This window comes from Bradyrhizobium sp. Pa8 (assembly GCF_052588265.1).
Genome location: NZ_CP176767.1, coordinates 4,731,399 through 4,748,434 on the forward strand (window position 1 = coordinate 4,731,399; position 17,036 = coordinate 4,748,434).

Genomic DNA, 17,036 nt, shown 5'->3' on the forward strand with positions numbered 1-17,036 from the left:
ATCATGTCCGACCCCATCGTCAAGATTTCCGGCCTCAACAAATGGTACGGCGAGTTCCACGTGCTGCGCGACATCGACCTCGCGGTCGAGAGGGGCGAGCGCATCGTGATCTGCGGCCCGTCGGGCTCGGGCAAGTCGACCTTGATCCGCTGCATCAACGCGCTCGAGGAATTCCAGGAGGGCGAGATCGTCGTCGACGGCATTGAGCTCGGGCCGAACCTGAAGCACGTCGATGCGGTCCGCCGCGAGGTCGGCATGGTGTTCCAGAGCTTCAACCTGTTCCCGCATCTGACCGTCCTGGAGAACTGCACGCTAGCGCCGATCTGGGTGCGCAACATCCCGAAGAAGGACGCCGAGGTCAACGCGATGAAATTCCTGGAGCGGGTCAAGATTCCGCACCAGGCCAACAAGTTTCCGGGACAGATGTCCGGCGGCCAGCAACAGCGCGTCGCGATCGCACGCGCGCTGACGATGAATCCGAAGGTGATGCTGTTCGACGAGCCGACCTCGGCGCTCGACCCCGAAATGGTCAAGGAAGTGCTCGACACCATGGTCGACCTCGCCGAGGAGGGCATGACCATGCTGGTTGTCACCCACGAAATGGGCTTCGCCCGCGAGGTCGCCAACCGCGTCGTGTTCATGGATGCCGGCCAGATCATCGAGGCCAACACGCCGAACGAGTTCTTCGCCGCTCCCCAGCACGCGCGGACGAAGTTGTTCTTGAGCCAGATCTTGCGATGATCTCGTAAGGTGGGCAAAGGCGCACTTGCGCTGTGCCCACCCTACAAGGTAGCTAAACGAATGGCGGCTTGATGTTGCTGCGCTTCTCCAGCCATTCCGGCACCGGCAGGTTCTTGGCGCGCATGAAGTCGGCATTGAACAGCTTCGACTGATAGCGGCTGCCGGAATCGCAGAGCACGGTGACGATAGTCTTGCCGGGCCCGAGCTGTTTCGCGAGCCGTATCGCGCCGGCGATGTTGATGCCGGTCGAGCCGCCGAGGCACAGGCCTTCGTGCTGGAGCAGCTCGTAGATCACCGTGACGGCTTCCGCATCGGGAACGAGATAGGCGTCATCCACCTTTGCGCTCTCGACGATTGCGGTCGCACGGTTGAGGCCGATACCTTCCGTGATCGAGCCGCCCGGCGTCGCCTTGGCGTCGCCGCTCCGGAAATATTCGAACATGCCGGCGCCATGCGGATCGGCACAGGCGATCCTGACGTTCTTGTTCTTCTCTTTCAGATAGCGGCTGACGCCGGCGAGCGTGCCGCCGCTGCCGACCGAGCAGACGAAGCCGTCGACCTTGCCGCCGGTCTGCTCCCAGATCTCAGGTCCCGTCGACTCGTAGTGCGCCTTCGCATTGTCGAGGTTATTCCACTGGTCTGCGAACAGCACGCCATTGGGCTCGGTCTTGCGCAGCTCGTCGGCGAGCCGGCGGCCGACATGCTGATAATTGTTGGGATTGGCATAGGGCAGGGCCGGCACTTCGATCAGCTCGGCGCCGCACAGCTTCAGAAAATCCTTCTTCTCCTGGCTCTGCGTCTCCGGGATCACGATCAGCGTGCGATAGCCACGCGCGCTCGCCACGACCGCGAGGCCGATTCCGGTGTTGCCGGCGGTCGCCTCCACCACGAGACCGCCCGGCTTGAGCTCGCCGCGCTGCTCGGCCTCCAGGATCATCCATTTGCCGGCGCGGTCCTTCACCGACTGGCCCGGATTCATGAACTCGGCCTTGCCCAGAATGGTGCAGCCGGTCAGTTCGGAGACGCGCTTGAGCTTGATGAGCGGGGTGTTGCCGATGGCTTCGACAACGTCATTTTTGATGGTCATGTCAGGCAATTACCGGCTGGTTCATAAGGTGGGCGCGACCCTAAAGTAGGGTGGCGGGCCTTACAAGCGACCCTTGCAAGCCGACCCCGCAAACTCTTATTGCTGCTTTGCGAAGATGACTTGCCGGACGTCGATATTCCCGGACAGGAAGCCGGCCTCGCAATAGGACAGGTAATACTCCCACAGCCGCCGGAACCGGTCGTCGAAGCCGAGCGGCACGAGGCCTGGCCAGGCCGTCTGGAAGTTATTCCGCCAGGTGGCCAGTGTCTTGGCATAATCTTGCCCGAAGATGCGCTCGCGAATGACGGGCAGGCCGAACCTGTCGCCGAGCGACTTGAGCACGGCGGGCGAGGGCAGCATGCCGCCGGGAAAGACGTAGTGCTGGATGAAGTCCACCTCGCGTCGGTAGCCCTGGAACAGCGTGTCCTGGATGGTGATCGCCTGGATGCCAGCAAGGCCGCCGGGCAGCAGCCGGTCCCGCAGTTGGGCGAAATATTTCGGCCAGAACTGCTCGCCGACGGCTTCGATCATCTCGATCGAGGCGATGCGGTCGTAGCGGTCGCGTTCGTCGCGATAATCCTGAAGACGGATCTCGACCTTCTCGGCAAGGCCCGCCTCGTGAATGCGTTTCTGCGCAAAATCGCGCTGCTCGGTCGAGATCGTGAGGCCCACCACGCGCGTGCCGAAGGTCTTTGCGGCGAACTCGGCGAAGCCGCCCCAGCCGCAGCCGATCTCGAGCAGCGTCTGGCCCGGCTTCAGGTCGAGCGCCTCGGCGAGCCGGCGGTATTTGTTGGTCTGGGCTGCCGTGAGATCGGAGGTGCTCTCCTCGAACAGCGCCGAGGAATAGGTCATGCCGGGATCGAGCCAGGCCGAATAGAACGCGTTGCCGATATCGTAATGGGCGTGGATGTTGCGCCGCGCCTGACGGCGGGTGTTGCGGTTGAACCAGTGCTGCAGCAGCTGGACGAACCGCATCAGCGGCTTGTCGTTCAGCATGGCCTGGATCAGATCGTGATTGACGCAGAACAGATAGAGGAATTGCGTCAGGTCCGGCGTATCCCAGTCGCCGGCGAGATAGGCCTCCGCGATGCCGATGTCGCCGCCGTTGACTAGGCGCGAAGCGAAGCCGTAATTGTGCAGCCGCATCGCCGCATTCGGGCCCGGCTCCTGGCCGCCGAGGCGGATCACGCGTCCGTCGGGCAGGGTGACATCAAGCGTTCCTCGCCGCAGCCGCGCGCCAAAACTGAGCGCGAGGCGAACGATGCGCGGCAGATCGGCGAGCACTGTGTCTATGGTGTCTGACGTCACCGAGATGGTATGCGACATCGGCGGATCCATTACCTGAACGGATACTGTCCGACCGCGAGCCAGGCGCCCCCATACGCCTCATATCGCTGGACCCGAGGGCGCCCCGCAAACGGTCAGCGTCGAATCATGCGCATGATATAGGTGCCCGCTGCGCCGGTCGCCAAGGTGCTGGCGGGGTACCTCCGGTAATTCACCGTCGCCTGCATAGTGCAATTGCAGACCATCACCCGATCAGAGCGCGCCGTGCGCTCACCCAAGGCCGGGGAAGCTGCGGTGCGCTGCGGCGCAGGTTTCGGTGGAGCGCCTGCCGCGAGCGGTGGCCCTGGCGTCGGCGTGGCGGCAATATCACATGAAATCTTGGTAAGCTTGAATGCGCCTCGCAGCGAGGTTGGAAGATAAAAAACCTCTGTGACACAGGTATTTTTTGTATTTTTGCGAGTTCGACATCGACGCATTCGGGGGCGCATTTCGCAGGTGCGGGACTGTCCCGCTGTTCCGCGCCCCGCTAGTATGAACTTCAGGTTCCGCAGAAAGCATCACGGCTGTGAACGAGTTACACAAACGCCCCCGGCCGTCCCGCCACGAATCGGTTAATCCGGCTCTGCGGTGGCGGATCGATCTGCCCGGCGGGGGGTGGATGTGACACAGGATGGTCCTGCGGTCGCCATGAGGCGATCTCCCGGCCTTACGTTCCGGACGTCGCGTGCGGCGCGATGGGCTGCCGTGGCGTGCCTTGCCGCCACTTCAGGCGCCTGCGTTCTGACGCAGGATTTGCCCGATCCCGCACTCGATGTTCCCACGCAGTACAAATACGCGGGCAAGCCGGATGCGCCGCCGTCGCTGGATTGGTGGCGCGGCTTTCGCTCTGCGGAGCTGACGCAACTGATGGAGGAGGCGCAGACTGTCAATCTCGACATCGCCGCCGCCGTCTCGCGCATCGTCCAGGCCGACGCCCAGGCGCGGCAGGCGGGCGCTGCTCTGCTGCCGAGCCTGTCGGGCGGCGGATCGGAAACCTATTCACGCACCTCGGGTTCGAGCGCCTCGGGCCTGTCCATCGGCGGCCGCGAAGTCGTCAATTATTCGGCGTCGCTGAGCGCGAGCTACCAGCTCGACTTCTGGGGCCAGAACCGCGATGCGCTGCAAACGGCGGAAGAGACGGCGAATGCCAACCGTTTCGATCGTGACGTCGTCGCCCTGACGACGCTCGCCGGCGTCGCCAACGCCTATTTCCAGGTGCTGGCCTCGCAGGATCGCCTGCGTACCGCCCAGAGCAACATCGCCAGCGCGCAGCGCATCCTCGATGCGATCCGCGAGCGCCGCAAGGCCGGCACCGGCACCGACCTCGACGTCGCCCAGCAGGAGAGCGTGCTCGCCAACCAGAAGGCACTGGTGCCGCCGCTGCGCCAGACGCTCGACCAAAACGTCAACGCACTCGCCGTGCTGGTGTCGCGGCCGCCGGAGAGCGTCCGCGTGCTCGGCGGCTCGCTGAACAAGATCGCCATCCCGCGCGTCACGCCCGGCCTGCCGTCGGAGCTTTTGACGCAGCGGCCCGACATCCGCCGCCAGGAGGCACAGCTCGCCTCGGCGACCGCGAACATCGGCAATGCCCGCGCGCAGTTCTTTCCGACGATCCAGCTCACCGGCAATGGCGGCTATCAGAGCTCGGCGCTGGTCTCGCTGTTCCAGCCGCATGCGGCCTTCTTCCAGCTCGTCGGCAGCGCCACGCAGCCGATCTTCGACGGCGGCAAGATCCTCGGCAATTTTGAATTCGCCAAGGCGCGACAGGATGAATTGCTTCAGACCTACCGCAAGACCATCATCCAGTCGTTTGCGGACGTCGACAACGCGCTGTATTCGATCAAGCAGACCACGATCAAGCTACAATTGCAGCGCGATGTCGTTACCTCGTCGAAGCGCGCCTTCGATCTCGCCGAGCAGCAATTGCGCGCCGGCACGGCCGACATCGTGACTGTGCTGAACGTCCAGCAGACACTATTTCAGGCCGAAGATGCGTTGTGGCAGGCCCAACTCGCACGGCTTCTCGCCATCGTCAGCCTGTATCAGGCGCTCGGCGGCGGCTGGGAGCCGCGAATGGAGAAACCGGTCAATGCTCTTTAAGCCGGATACGAAGGAAGGCGCGAAAGAAGGGACGGCGAAGAAATCGCGCGGCCGCGGCTTCGTCATGACCCTGATCACGCTCGCCATCCTTGGCGGGCTCGGCTATTTCGGCTGGACCGTCTGGCATCAGCAGCCGCAGCAGGCGAACGGCCGCAACCAGCGGCCCGATCTGCCGGTGCCGGTGCTGGCGGCGACGCCCCGCATCCAGGACGTCCCGGTCTATCTCGACGGCGTGGGCGCGATCCGCGCGCTCAACACCGTGACCGTGCGCTCGCAGGTCGACGGCAAGCTGATCGCCGTGAAATTCACCGAGGGCCAGGACGTCAAGAAGGGCGACGTGCTCGGCGAGATCGACCCCGCGCTCTACCAGGCGACGTATGACCAGGCCGTCGCCAAGAAGGCCCAGGACGAGGCGCAGCTCGCCAACCAACGCATCGACCTTACGCGCTACGAGCAGTTGGCTGCCTCCAACGCAGGCTCCAAGCAACAGGCCGACACCCAGCGCGCTGCGGTCGCGCAGACCGAGGCGCTGGTCAAGGCCGACCAGGCCGCGATCGACAATGCGGCGGCGACGCTGAGCTACACCAAAATCGTGGCGCCGCTTTCGGGCCGCGCCGGCCTGCGCCAGGTCGACCAGGGCAACATCATCCACGCTGCCGACACCACCGGCCTCGTCGTAATCACGCAATTGCAGCCGATCGCGGTGTGGTTCAGCCTGCCACAGCAGCAGATCATGCGCGTCAACGCGGCGGCGTCGAAGGGCACGCTCGCGGTCGACGTGTTCGGCAATGACGGCATCACCGTGATCGACACCGGCAAGCTGACCGGCATCGACAACCAGGTCGACCAGACCACCGGCACGCTCAAGCTCAAGGCGGAATTCCCCAACGCCAATTACCAGGTCTGGCCGGGCCAGTTCGTCAATGTCCGCCTGAAGGTCGAGACCTTGATGCAGGCGCTGGTGGTGCCGACATCGGCGGTGCAGCGCGGACCGATCGGCACCTTCAGCTACGTCATCGGCGAGGACAATGTCGTCTCCGCCAAGCCGGTGACCGTGACCCAGCAGAACGAGCATGACGCCGTCATTGCCAGCGGCTTGTCGCCGACCGACAAGGTCGTCACGACGGGCTTTGCCAATCTGTCCGACGGGTCCAAGGTGGTCGTCGGCCGCGATGACCAGACACCGTCGGCCGATCTCGCCCCGCGCAAGCGCACGCGTGGCCCGGATGGCCAGAAGAAGGACGGGCAGGCCAAGGACGGGCAAAAGGACGGACCTGGCAAGGACGGCGAGCACCGCGCCAAGCGGAGCAGCGGCGAAGGCGACCAGAAGGGGCAGACCGGACCGGCACCGGGGCCGGGGGCATCGGGAAGTGGAGCCAAGCAGCCATGATCCCGACAACAGCCGCCTGAGCGGCAGGCAGATCCCATGGGCGTCTCCGAACCCTTCATCCGCCGCCCGATCGCGACTTCGCTGCTCGGCATCGCCCTGCTGATCGGGGGCGCGCTTGGCTATTTCTCGTTGCCGGTCTCGGCGCTGCCGCAGGTCGATTTCCCGACCGTGCAGGTGACGACGCAGCTTCCGGGCGCAAGCCCCGACGTGATCGCTTCGCTGATCACCGCACCGCTGGAGCGGCAGCTCGGCCAGATTCCGTCGCTGTCGGCGATGAACTCGACGAGCTCGTTCGGCGTCAGCCAGATCTCGCTGCAGTTCGATCTCAACCGCGACATCGACGGCGCGACCCAGGACGTGCAGGCCGCGATCAACGCGGCGGCCGGCGTGCTGCCCAAGACGCTGCCCTATCCGCCGACCTACGCCAAGGTGAACCCGGCGGACGCACCGGTGATGACGCTCGCGCTTCGCTCCGACACGATCTCGCTGCGGGCGATGAGCGACATCGCCGACACGCTTCTGGCGCAGCGGCTGAGCCAGATCTCCGGCGTCGGGCGCGTCTCGGTGCTCGGCGGGCTGAAGCCGGCCGTGCGCATCCAGGCCGACCTCGCGCGGCTTGCGGCCTATGGCATCGCGATGGAGGATCTGCGCACCGCGATCGCCAACGCCAACGTCTCGGGACCAAAAGGCTCGCTCGACGGCGCGCAGCAATCCTACATCATCGCCGCCAACGACCAGATCGCGGCCGCCGATGCCTACAAGCCTGTTATCATCGCCTATCGCAACGGCTCGCCGGTCACGATCGCCGACGTCGCGCAGATCGTGGATGGCCTCGAGAACGACCGCACCGGCGGCTGGTACCAGGGCACGCCGGCGGTCATCATCGACATCCAGCGCCAGCCCGGCGCCAACGTCATCGATGCCGTCAGCCAGATCCGGGCGGAAATCCCAAAGGTCCAGCGCGCCATTCCGGCCGGCGTGAACCTCACCATCGTCTCCGACCGCACCGTCACCATCCGCGCCTCGGTCCGCGACGTGCAGTTCACCCTGATCCTCAGCGTCGTCTTGGTGACGCTGGTGGTGCTGTTGTTCCTGCGCTCGCTGCGGGCCACGCTGATCGCGGGCGTCGCGCTGCCGTTGTCGCTGATCACCAGCTTCGGCATCATGTATTTCGCCGGCTTCAGCCTCGACAATCTGTCGCTGATGGCGCTCACCATCGGCACCGGCTTCGTCGTCGACGACGCCATCGTCATGATCGAGAACATCGTCCGCCACATGGAGAACGGCGACAGCGCGATGGAGGCCTCGCTGAAGGGGGCCAGCGAAATCGGCTTCACCGTGATCTCGCTGACGGTGTCGTTGATCGCGGTGTTCATCCCGCTGTTGTTCATGTCCGGACTCGTCGGACGCATGTTCCGCGAATTCGCGCTGACGCTGACGATCGCGGTCGTGACCTCGGCCGTGGTCTCGCTGACGCTGACGCCGATGATGTGCTCGCGGCTGCTCAAGCACGCCCATGAGAAACTGGCGGTGCCGGGATTGGCCGCGATCAGCCGCTTCATTGACCGCACCGTCGAGTTCTATCACCGGACGCTGCTCTGGGTACTGGAACGCCAGCGCGCCACGCTGCTCGTGACCTTCGCGACCCTGGTCGCAACCCTCGTCCTCTACGTCGTCGCGCCAAAGGGCTTTTTGCCGCTTCAGGACACCGCCTCGATCACGGCGGTGACGGAGGCGGGACCGGACGTGTCGTTCACTGAGATGCAGAAGCGGCAGGCCGAGGCGGCCGATGCCATCAAGGCCGACCCTGATGTGGTCGGCGTGGTCTCGGTGATCGGGGCGGGCTCGGTCAACCCGACCACAAATGTCGGACGCCTGGTCATGACCTTGAAGCCGCGCGGCGAGCGGCGCGACGACGTCAGCGCGGTGGTGACCCGGCTGAAGGAACGGGTGTCGGCCATCCCCGGCATGACCGTCTATTTCCAGCCGGTGCAGGACGTGCAGATATCGACCCAGTCGAGCCGTTCGCAGTACCAGTACACGCTGACCGGGACCGACGCGACGCTGGTGTCCGAATGGGCGCGCAAGCTCGTTGCCGAGATGCGGCGCGATCCGTTGTTCCGCGACGTCTCCTCGGAGGCGCAGGAGGGCGGCCTGCGGGCGCAGCTCGACGTGGACCGGACCCGGGCCGGACAGCTCGGCGTGAGCTTGCAAGGAATCACCGACACGCTCAACGACGCGTTCGCGCAGCGGCAGATCTCGACCATCTACGGCCAGGCCAACCAGTACCGCGTGGTGCTGGAGGCGCTGCCGATGTACCAGCGCGACCCCTCGATCCTGTCGAAGCTGTATCTGCCGGGCGCGGCGAGCAGCATCGTGGGCGCGCCCAACGCCCAGGTGCCGCTCTCCGCCGTGGCGACGCTGAAGCGCACCACGGCGCCGCTCGCGATCTCGCACCAGGCGCAATTCCCGTCGATTTCGCTCAGCTTCAACCTCGCCCCGGGCGCCGCGCTCGGCGATGCCGTCGAGGCGGTGAAAACGATCGAGACCCGGATCGAGATGCCGAACAACATCGTCGGCGTCTATGCCGGCGATGCCGCCGAATTCGCCAAGGCGCTCGCCGGCCAGCCCTGGTTGCTGCTCGCTGCCGTGATCACGATCTACATCGTGCTGGGCGTGCTCTATGAGAGCTACATCCACCCCATCACCATCCTGTCGACGCTGCCTTCGGCCGGCGTCGGCGCGATCCTGGCGCTGATGCTGTGCGGGCAGGACCTCTCGGTGATCGGCCTGATCGGCATCATCCTGTTGATGGGCATCGTCAAGAAGAACGCGATCATGATGATCGACTTCGCTCTCGAGGCCGAGCGCGGGCAGGGGATGTCGCCGAACGAGGCGATCGTGCAGGCCTGTCTCTTGCGCTTCCGTCCGATCATGATGACGACGCTGGCAGCGCTGTTCGGCGCGCTGCCGCTCGCAATCGAGAGCGGCACCGGCGCCGAGCTACGCTTTCCGCTCGGCATCTCCATCATCGGCGGCCTGCTGCTGAGCCAGCTTTTGACGCTCTACACCACGCCCGTGATCTACCTGGCGCTCGACCGCATCAACCGCCGCCTCGAGCAGGCGCTGCCGCCGGCTGAATCCGGCGGCCCGCCGGTCGCGGGCGCGACCGAGGGGATGCAGTGATGGCATCGATCTCGGAGCCCTTCATCCGCCGCCCGGTCGCGACCACGCTGCTGTCGATCGGGTTGTTCCTGCTGGGTGTCGTCGCCTACGAGTTCCTGCCCGTCGCCTCGGTCCCGAACGTCGACTTCCCCGCCATCTTCGTCTCGGCCAGCCGGCCCGGCGCCGACCCGTCCGTCATGGCGGCGACGGTGGCCTCGCCATTGGAGCGTCGGCTCGGCGAGATCGCGGGCATCAACCAGATCACCTCGACGTCGTCGCTCGGCACGACCAGCATCCAGCTCCAGTTCGACATCGGCCGCAACATCGACAAGGCCGCGCGCGACGTGCAGGCGGCGATCAACGCGGCGCTGATCGATCTGCCGAGCGACCTGCCGACGCTGCCACGCTTCCGCAAGGCGAATACGGCCGGCGCGCCCGTTTTCGTGCTGGCGCTGACCTCGAAGACGCTGTCGGCCAGCGCGATCTACGACGTCGCCGATACCGTGATCGCGCAGCGGATCTCGCAGGTGCCTGGTGTCGGCGACGTGACGGTGAGCGGCGCGGACCAGCCGGCGGTGCGGATTCAACTCAATCCCGTCGCGCTGTCGAATGCCGGTATCGCCACCGACGACGTCAGGACCGCGATCATCAACGCCAACCCGCTTGGTCCCGTCGGCATCTTCAACGGCGAGCGCCAGAGCGAGACGCTGTCGCTGAACAAGCAGATGCGGACGGCGAAGGAGTTCCGCGACATCATCATCAAGAGCTCGAACGGCAATTTCGTCCGGCTGTCCGACGTCGCCGACATCGAGGACTCCGTCCGCAATGCTCGCTCGATCGCCTGGTTCAACAAGCAGCCGGCGGTGCTGATCCAGATCACCAAACAGGGCGACGCCAACGTCATCGACACCGTCGACCGGGTGAAGGCGCTGATCCCGGCGCTGAAGCAATGGATCCCGGCGGGTGTCGATATTTCCACGCTGGTCGATCGCACCAGCACGATCCGCGCCAGCGTGCTCGACATGCAGTGGACGCTGCTGGCAACCGCTGTCCTCGTGATGGTCGTGGTGTTCGTGTTCCTGCGGCGGCTGACGCCGACGATCGCGGCCGGCATCTCCGTGCCGCTGGCGCTGGCCGGGACCTGTGCCGGGATGTGGGTCGCAGGCTTCTCGATCGACAATCTGTCGCTGATGGCGCTGGCGATCTCGGTCGGCTTCGTGGTCGACGACGCCATCGTCATGATCGAGAACATGTACCGCAATCTCGAACATGGCATGCGGCCGCTCCAGGCGGCCTTGGTCGGGGCGCGGCAGATCGGGTTCACCGTGGTCTCGATCAGCCTGTCGCTGATCGCGGCTTTCACGCCGCTGATCTTCATGGATGGCATCGTCGGCCGGCTCTTGCGCGAGTTCTCGCTGACGCTGACCTTCGCGATCCTGGTCTCGACGCTGGTGTCGCTGACGGTCACGCCGATGATCTGCGCCCATTACATCCGGCAGACCACGTCCGGGACCGCGACGCTGTTCGATCGGCTGATCGAAGGCTCGCTGTCGCGCATCGTCGCCTTTTACGCCCGCAGCTTGCGCACCGTGCTGCAATATCCGCTGCTGACGCTGCTGGTGTTCTTCGCCACCATCGGCCTCACGGTGACACTCTACATCAAGGTCCCCAAGGGCTATTTCCCGACCGACGATTCCGGTTTCGTCATCGGCGCGACGCGCGCCTCGGCCGACATCTCGTTCCAGTCCATGCTCGGCCTGCAGCAACGGCTCGCCGACATCGTGATGCAGGACCCGGCCGTGGCCGGCATCGGCTCGACCGTCGGCAGCGGAGGCGGGGGCCCGGGGGCTGCGACCTCGAACCGCGGCACCATGTTCATCAGTCTGAAGCCGCCGGAGGAGCGCGACCACGTTTCGACGCAGGTCGTGATCGACCGTCTCAGGCGTGCCCTGTACCCGGTGCCCGGCATCCGCCTGTTCATGTTCGCCGCCCAGGATGTCCGCGCCGGCGGACGGCAGAGCGATTCCGACTACCAGTACACACTGACCAGCACCGACCTCAGCCTGCTCCAGAAATGGGCGCCGATCGTGGCCAAGCGTATGGAGAGCGTCGAGGGCATCACGGATATTTCCAGCGACCGCGATCCCGGCGGGCTTCAGCTCACGCTCTCGATCGACCGCCAGAAGGCGTCGGCGCTCGGCGTCAAGGTCCAGGATATCGACAACGCGCTCAACAACGCATTTTCGCAGCGGCAGATCGGGATCATCTACACCCAGCGCAACCAGTATATGACCGTGCTCGAGATCGACCCGAAATTCCAGGTCGACCCATCCAACCTCGATCGCATCTACGTCGCCGGTGCCAATGACGCGCAGGTGCCGCTGTCGGCCGTGGTGCATGCGACGCGCGGGCTCGCTGCGCTGGCGGTCTATCATTCGCAGGCGTTTCCCTCGACCACGGTGTCGTTCAACCTGTTGCCGGACGTGCCGCTCCAGACAGCCACCCAGAACGTGCAGCGCGCGGTCGAGGAGCTGCACATGCCGGAAGGCATTCGCGGCAGTTTTGACGGCAACGCGGGCGATTTCGCCAAGACCAGCGGCCGCCAGCCACTGCTGATCCTCGGCGCGCTGGTGGCGATGTATATCGTGCTCGGCGTGCTCTATGAGAGCCTCGCCCATCCGCTGACGATCATCTCGACGCTGCCGTCCGCCGGGCTCGGTGCGCTGCTCGCCTTGCAGCTGACCAACACGCCGCTGACGGTGATCGCCTTCGTCGGCATCATCCTGTTGATCGGCATCGTCAAGAAGAACGGCATCATGATGGTGGACTTCGCGCTCGATGCCGAACGCCAGCGCGGCCTGTCTTCGGCGGAGGCGATCTTCGAGGCCTGCCAGGCCCGCTTCCGCCCCATCCTGATGACGACCATGGCAGCGCTGTTCGCCGGCATTCCGCTGGTCATCGCGACCGGTCCGGGCACGGAGCTCCGCCGTCCGCTCGGCATCACCATCATCGGCGGCCTGTTCGTCTCGCAGATCCTGACGCTCTACACGACGCCCGTGATCTACCTGCTGATCGACCGCCTGCGCCGCCGCTCCGAGCCGCGTCCGCTCGCCGCGCCCGCGGAATAGGTTGTTGAACCGCCGTTCGAAGCGTATAGCGGCGGCCATGTCGAACCCCACCGCCGCCGCGCCGGCCGATCCGATCCCCGAATGCCCGCACTGCCAGAAGCCGATGCCGCTGTGCATCTGCGACAGCGTCACGCCGATTGAAAACCGGCTCTCGCTCCTGATCCTCCAGCATCCGCAGGAGCAGGACAGGGCGCTCGGCACCGCGCGGCTGCTCGCGACGCATTTCGCCGATGCCACAGTGCGGGTCGGCCTGTCCTGGCCGAGCCTGTCCAAGGCGCTGGGGCGGCCGGTCGAGAACGCCTCGCACTGGGCGGTGCTCTATCTCGGCTCGGCCCGCGCGGCCGATCTCGAAGCCGAGGGCGAGATCCTGGCGCTCAACCGCAAGGGCGAGGTGGCGGAGAACCAGCGCTCGATCCTCGGCAAGCTCGAAGGCGTGGTGCTGCTCGATGGCACCTGGAGCCAGGCCAAGGCGCTGTGGTGGCGCAATCCCTGGATGCTGAAATGCCAGCGCGTCATCCTCAACCCGGCGCATCCCTCCCGATACGGACGCCTGCGCAAGGAGCCGCGCAAGGACGGGCTGTCGACCATCGAGGCCGCCGCAACGATCCTTGCCAGTCTTGAGAAGCGCCCCGACATTGCGGAGACGCTGAACGCCAGTTTTGAACGGATGTTGACACGGTACCGCGAAGTCCAGGCGGAGATGCCGGAATTAGCGCCGAAACCGGCCCCAAAGGGCGGTCGGCGCGACTTCCGCCGCCGCAAGCGGGCCTGACCTCGGCCTTCATCATCCGGACGGTTGATTGCCCGGCGCACGGCGGCCGGATAGAGACCAGCGGCTGATGAGCGGCTATCCTGTCGCGGCATCGGAAGGCCGGAATCGGTAGGGGGCAGTCGAATTCAGCCAGCGGCGAAGGAAATCCTTGCACAGGCGGCGCGACCCGATCGCTGGGGCACGCTCGCGCTGATGGACATTTCGCTGCGCTACCGGCGCACCGTGATCGGCCCACTCTGGATCACGCTGACGCTCGCCGCAACGATCGCAAGTGTTGGCGCGGTCTACGCCGCACTGTTCAAGCAGGACATCGCCGGTTTCCTGCCGCCCTTCGCCGTCGGCTTGATCGTCTGGACCCTGATCGCGACGACCCTCCAAGAAGGCTCCAGCATCTTCGTGGCGTCTGGCCACCTGATCAAGGCCGTGCCGGCGCCGCTGATCGTGCATGTGCTCCAGATGATCGCGCGCAACGTCCTCATCTTCGCGCATCATCTGGTGATCGTGGTGCCGCTCTACATCGTGATGCCATGGCCGCTGCATGGGAGCATGCTGCTCGCGGTGCCCGGCTTTGCGATCCTGCTCATCGTTCTGCTCGGCGGTTCGGTCGCGCTCGGCATGCTCTGCGCGCGCTTTCGCGATATCGGCACGGCGATCGTCAGCGGCCTGCAATTCATCTTCTTCCTGACGCCGATCATCTGGACCGAGGACGCCCTGCGCGGCACCGCGTTCTCCTGGCTGATCCGCGCCAATCCGTTCGCGACGCTGCTCGACCTCGTGCGCAGGCCGCTGCTGTCGCAGCCGACCGATCCTGTGCAATGGCTGCTCGGGGCGATCTATGCGGTCGTCGTAGCCGTCATCGCCTTCGGCTGCTACGCGAAATACCGCCACCGCGTGGCGTATTGGCTGTGAGGCGCGCATGAGTCTTGCTGCGCACATCGTGCTTCGCAACGTTTCGGTCAACTTTCCGGTGCTGTCGTTCCGCGACCGTTCGCTGCGCAGCCGGTTCGTCAGCGCCGTGACGCTGCGCCGGACGGCGGCGGTGCCGCACATCGTCTCCGCACTCAACGACGTCAGTCTCGACATCCGCGCCGGCGACCGCGTCGCCATCATCGGCGCTAACGGTGCCGGCAAGACCACGCTGCTGCGGGTGCTCGCCGGCATCTATCATCCGACCGCGGGCAGCGTGGACGTGCACGGCCGCTGCCTGTCGCTGTTCGACCTGTCGGCCGGCTTCGACGAGGAGGCGACAGGTTATGAGAACATCGTGCGGCGCGGGCTCGTGGCCGGCGCGCGGCGCTCCGAGATCGATGCGCGGCGGGCGGAGATCGCCGAGTTCACCGAGCTCGGTGACAGGCTCGACCTGCCGCTGCGCACCTATTCCAGCGGCATGATGCTGCGCCTGATCTTCGCAGTCGCAACCGCCGTGGAAGGCGAGATCGTGCTGCTCGACGAATGGATCGGCGTCGGCGACCAGCAATTCCGCCGGAAGGCGCGGCAGCGGCTCGACGAGATCGTGGCCCGTGCCGGCATCCTGGTGTTGGCCTCCCACGACATCGAGCTGATCCAGAGCACCTGTAACCGCGCGATCCTACTGGATGAGGGGCGGATGACCGCGGTCGGCCCGACCGATGCGATTCTTGCGAAATATCTCGCCGGCCCCGGCGGGGCCAAGGCGTAAACGCCCGGTCGGGGTTGCCTAAGCCATTGATCCCCTATATTGCTCCGCCCTTACGGGGCCACGTGGCGGAGTGGTTACGCAACGGTCTGCAAAACCGTGTACACCAGTTCAATTCTGGTCGTGGCCTCCATAACAACCTCCTGATATTTCATCACAAATTTTGCTCACTGCGCGTTCCGCCGAGCGCGCGGTTAAGGCCTGCCAGGCCGTGCACACCGGGGGCTTGGCGGACACCACCGATTCAGGCCCGATGGCATAGACTTCGCATCTGCGAAGTGATGCGTCACGAACCCCTGGAGCTGGAGAGCACGTGAGCGACGTCGTCCGATTTGTCCCGAAATCCGAGCTGGAGCGGGCTCGCCTAATTCGCGAGGCCCGCGCGATCTATGACAGCATCTTTCCGCCGGCCGCAGCCGACCGGGTGCCGCAGGACGGCGAGGAGCGGGTCAAGACCTGATCGGCGCCGCGCCGTTCCGGCGCATGGCCGATAGCAAAACGCCCGCGGGAGCGGGCGCATCGGTTGACGTTGTAAGTGGCCTCAACCGGCCGCGTACCAGCCGTCCGGAAACGGCAGAAGGGGCCAGGCGCCCTCATTGTCATTGGCGGCTTTGGGCGTTGCGACGTACGACCACGAGCGGGGCACGAATTCCTCCTCCGGCTCAGGCGCGAAATCTTGATAGACCATGGCGTCCCGTACGGCATCCAGCAGCAAGTTGAATTCGGCTTCGCTCATCGCACCCTCGCAGAACGCGGATGGCGCAATGTCGCAAAGCCGGTTTGTTACCCGATTGAGCCGATCGTTCGCATTTTAACGATCCGGCGATCGGGCTCCGATTGGTTAGTGATTCCTTAAAATCCCCGCGGAACCGTACGTTCCTCCCGTCCGGCCTCAGTGTGAAAGAGATCACATCCCCTGCGATTTATTTCTCCTACCCCTTGGCACGACACCGGCCAGCGAAGGCGAGGGACGGGCAAGGCAGACGGGAGACTTGGTCATGACGGCAAGGTTCTTGCGGTTTGCGGGTGCGAAGCGCCGGGCGCGCCGCGCCTCGACGGTCGGGCTGTTCCTGGCGCTGTTCGCCTCCGCCGCTCAGGCGCAGCAGGGAACGCCGGAGCAGCGCCGGGCCTGCACCCCCGACGTCTATCGGCTCTGCGCCGGCGAGATCCCGAACGTCCGCGCCATCACGGCCTGTCTGCGCCGTAACCGGTCAGGCTTGAGCGAGGCTTGCCGCACCGTTTTCGACCAGGCCGGCGGCTGACATAGCCGCCCTGTGGATTTGTGCGCAGCAAGTGGCTCGTGCGGTCTCGCGAATCCGGCGCAATCGGCCTGTGGATATGCTGCGGATAGGCTGTGGAGAGCTGTGATCTATTTCGGATGCAGCAAGCAGATACGTCATTCCGGCGTCATATCTCCGTCGAACGACCTCACCGGATGATTCCCTAAGCGCGCAAATCCTGGCCGAGCTCCGATATCATTTGGTTCTCCCGAAGTCGCAAATTACGTATCGCGCCATCCCAGGCGACCGCGGGGGCGATGCGTAGCCGAATGGAGCGCAGCGCAATCCGGGCAACCGCAGGAGCATAAGAACGCTGCGCATGTCCGGACACGAGAGCTTCGGCTTTGATGAAAATTGCAACCCGCACGTGCA

General features: G+C 65.3%; 12 protein-coding genes, 1 tRNA gene and 1 pseudogene. 11 read left to right on the forward strand and 3 right to left on the reverse strand.

Annotated elements, in window-relative coordinates:
• Window positions 1–3 precede the first annotated feature (3 nt).
• Window positions 4–741 carry an amino acid ABC transporter ATP-binding protein gene (locus ACKWRH_RS21790; protein WP_445222287.1) on the forward strand — a complete coding sequence of 246 codons (738 nt, stop codon included), beginning with the start codon at window positions 4–6 and terminating at the stop codon, window positions 739–741.
• A gap of 52 nt (window positions 742–793) precedes the next feature.
• Here ACKWRH_RS21790 and ACKWRH_RS21795 read toward each other — a convergent pair whose 3' ends face one another.
• Complete coding sequence (locus tag ACKWRH_RS21795) at window positions 794–1,828, reverse strand: cysteine synthase A (protein WP_445222288.1); 1,035 nt, start codon at window positions 1,826–1,828, stop codon at window positions 794–796.
• A gap of 96 nt (window positions 1,829–1,924) precedes the next feature.
• Entirely contained in the window at window positions 1,925–3,154 is a 1,230-nt protein-coding gene (locus ACKWRH_RS21800; protein ID WP_445222289.1) for a class I SAM-dependent methyltransferase, read from the reverse strand.
• Between the two features lie 648 nt (window positions 3,155–3,802).
• Here ACKWRH_RS21800 and ACKWRH_RS21805 point away from each other — a divergent pair.
• The 9 genes and pseudogenes from ACKWRH_RS21805 to ACKWRH_RS21845 all read left to right on the forward strand — a co-directional run bounded on the left by ACKWRH_RS21805 (window position 3,803) and on the right by ACKWRH_RS21845 (window position 15,844).
• Window positions 3,803–5,254: an efflux transporter outer membrane subunit gene (locus tag ACKWRH_RS21805; RefSeq protein WP_445222290.1), complete on the forward strand. Its 1,452-nt coding sequence runs from the start codon at window positions 3,803–3,805 to the stop codon at window positions 5,252–5,254.
• Window positions 5,244–6,644, forward strand: a complete 1,401-nt coding sequence (locus ACKWRH_RS21810) for an efflux RND transporter periplasmic adaptor subunit (RefSeq protein WP_445222291.1) — start codon at window positions 5,244–5,246, stop codon at window positions 6,642–6,644. Before ACKWRH_RS21805 ends, ACKWRH_RS21810 begins: the two co-directional genes overlap by 11 nt.
• Window positions 6,645–6,680: 36 nt before the next feature.
• The gene (locus ACKWRH_RS21815; RefSeq protein ID WP_445222292.1) at window positions 6,681–9,830 is read left to right on the forward strand and encodes an efflux RND transporter permease subunit; all 3,150 of its coding nucleotides are present in this window, start codon (window positions 6,681–6,683) and stop codon (window positions 9,828–9,830) included.
• A complete protein-coding gene (locus ACKWRH_RS21820) occupies window positions 9,830–12,937 on the forward strand; it encodes an efflux RND transporter permease subunit (RefSeq protein ID WP_445222293.1) in 3,108 nt (1,035 codons plus the stop codon). The genes ACKWRH_RS21815 and ACKWRH_RS21820 overlap by 1 nt, the downstream gene beginning before the upstream one ends.
• 37 nt (window positions 12,938–12,974) lie before the next feature.
• On the forward strand, window positions 12,975–13,709 hold the full coding sequence (locus ACKWRH_RS21825) for a tRNA-uridine aminocarboxypropyltransferase (protein ID WP_445222294.1): 735 nt from the start codon (window positions 12,975–12,977) through the stop codon (window positions 13,707–13,709).
• Window positions 13,710–13,901: 192 nt separating this feature from the next.
• On the forward strand, window positions 13,902–14,618 hold the full coding sequence (locus tag ACKWRH_RS21830) for an ABC transporter permease (protein ID WP_445222295.1): 717 nt from the start codon (window positions 13,902–13,904) through the stop codon (window positions 14,616–14,618).
• A gap of 163 nt (window positions 14,619–14,781) precedes the next feature.
• A pseudogene (locus ACKWRH_RS21835) lies at window positions 14,782–15,387 on the forward strand (ABC transporter ATP-binding protein); the annotation flags it as partial.
• A gap of 56 nt (window positions 15,388–15,443) precedes the next feature.
• Window positions 15,444–15,517: transfer RNA gene (locus ACKWRH_RS21840), tRNA-Cys, on the forward strand.
• 180 nt (window positions 15,518–15,697) lie between these two features.
• On the forward strand, window positions 15,698–15,844 hold the full coding sequence (locus tag ACKWRH_RS21845; RefSeq protein WP_445222296.1) for a hypothetical protein: 147 nt from the start codon (window positions 15,698–15,700) through the stop codon (window positions 15,842–15,844).
• Between the two features lie 81 nt (window positions 15,845–15,925).
• Here the strand turns inward: ACKWRH_RS21845 and ACKWRH_RS21850 are convergent, their stop codons facing one another.
• Window positions 15,926–16,120, reverse strand: coding sequence for a hypothetical protein (locus ACKWRH_RS21850; RefSeq protein ID WP_014495402.1), 195 nt, complete (start codon window positions 16,118–16,120; stop codon window positions 15,926–15,928).
• Between the two features lie 262 nt (window positions 16,121–16,382).
• Here ACKWRH_RS21850 and ACKWRH_RS21855 point away from each other — a divergent pair, with 262 nt between their 5' ends.
• On the forward strand, window positions 16,383–16,646 hold the full coding sequence (locus ACKWRH_RS21855) for a hypothetical protein (protein WP_445222297.1): 264 nt from the start codon (window positions 16,383–16,385) through the stop codon (window positions 16,644–16,646).
• Window positions 16,647–17,036 lie beyond the last annotated feature (390 nt).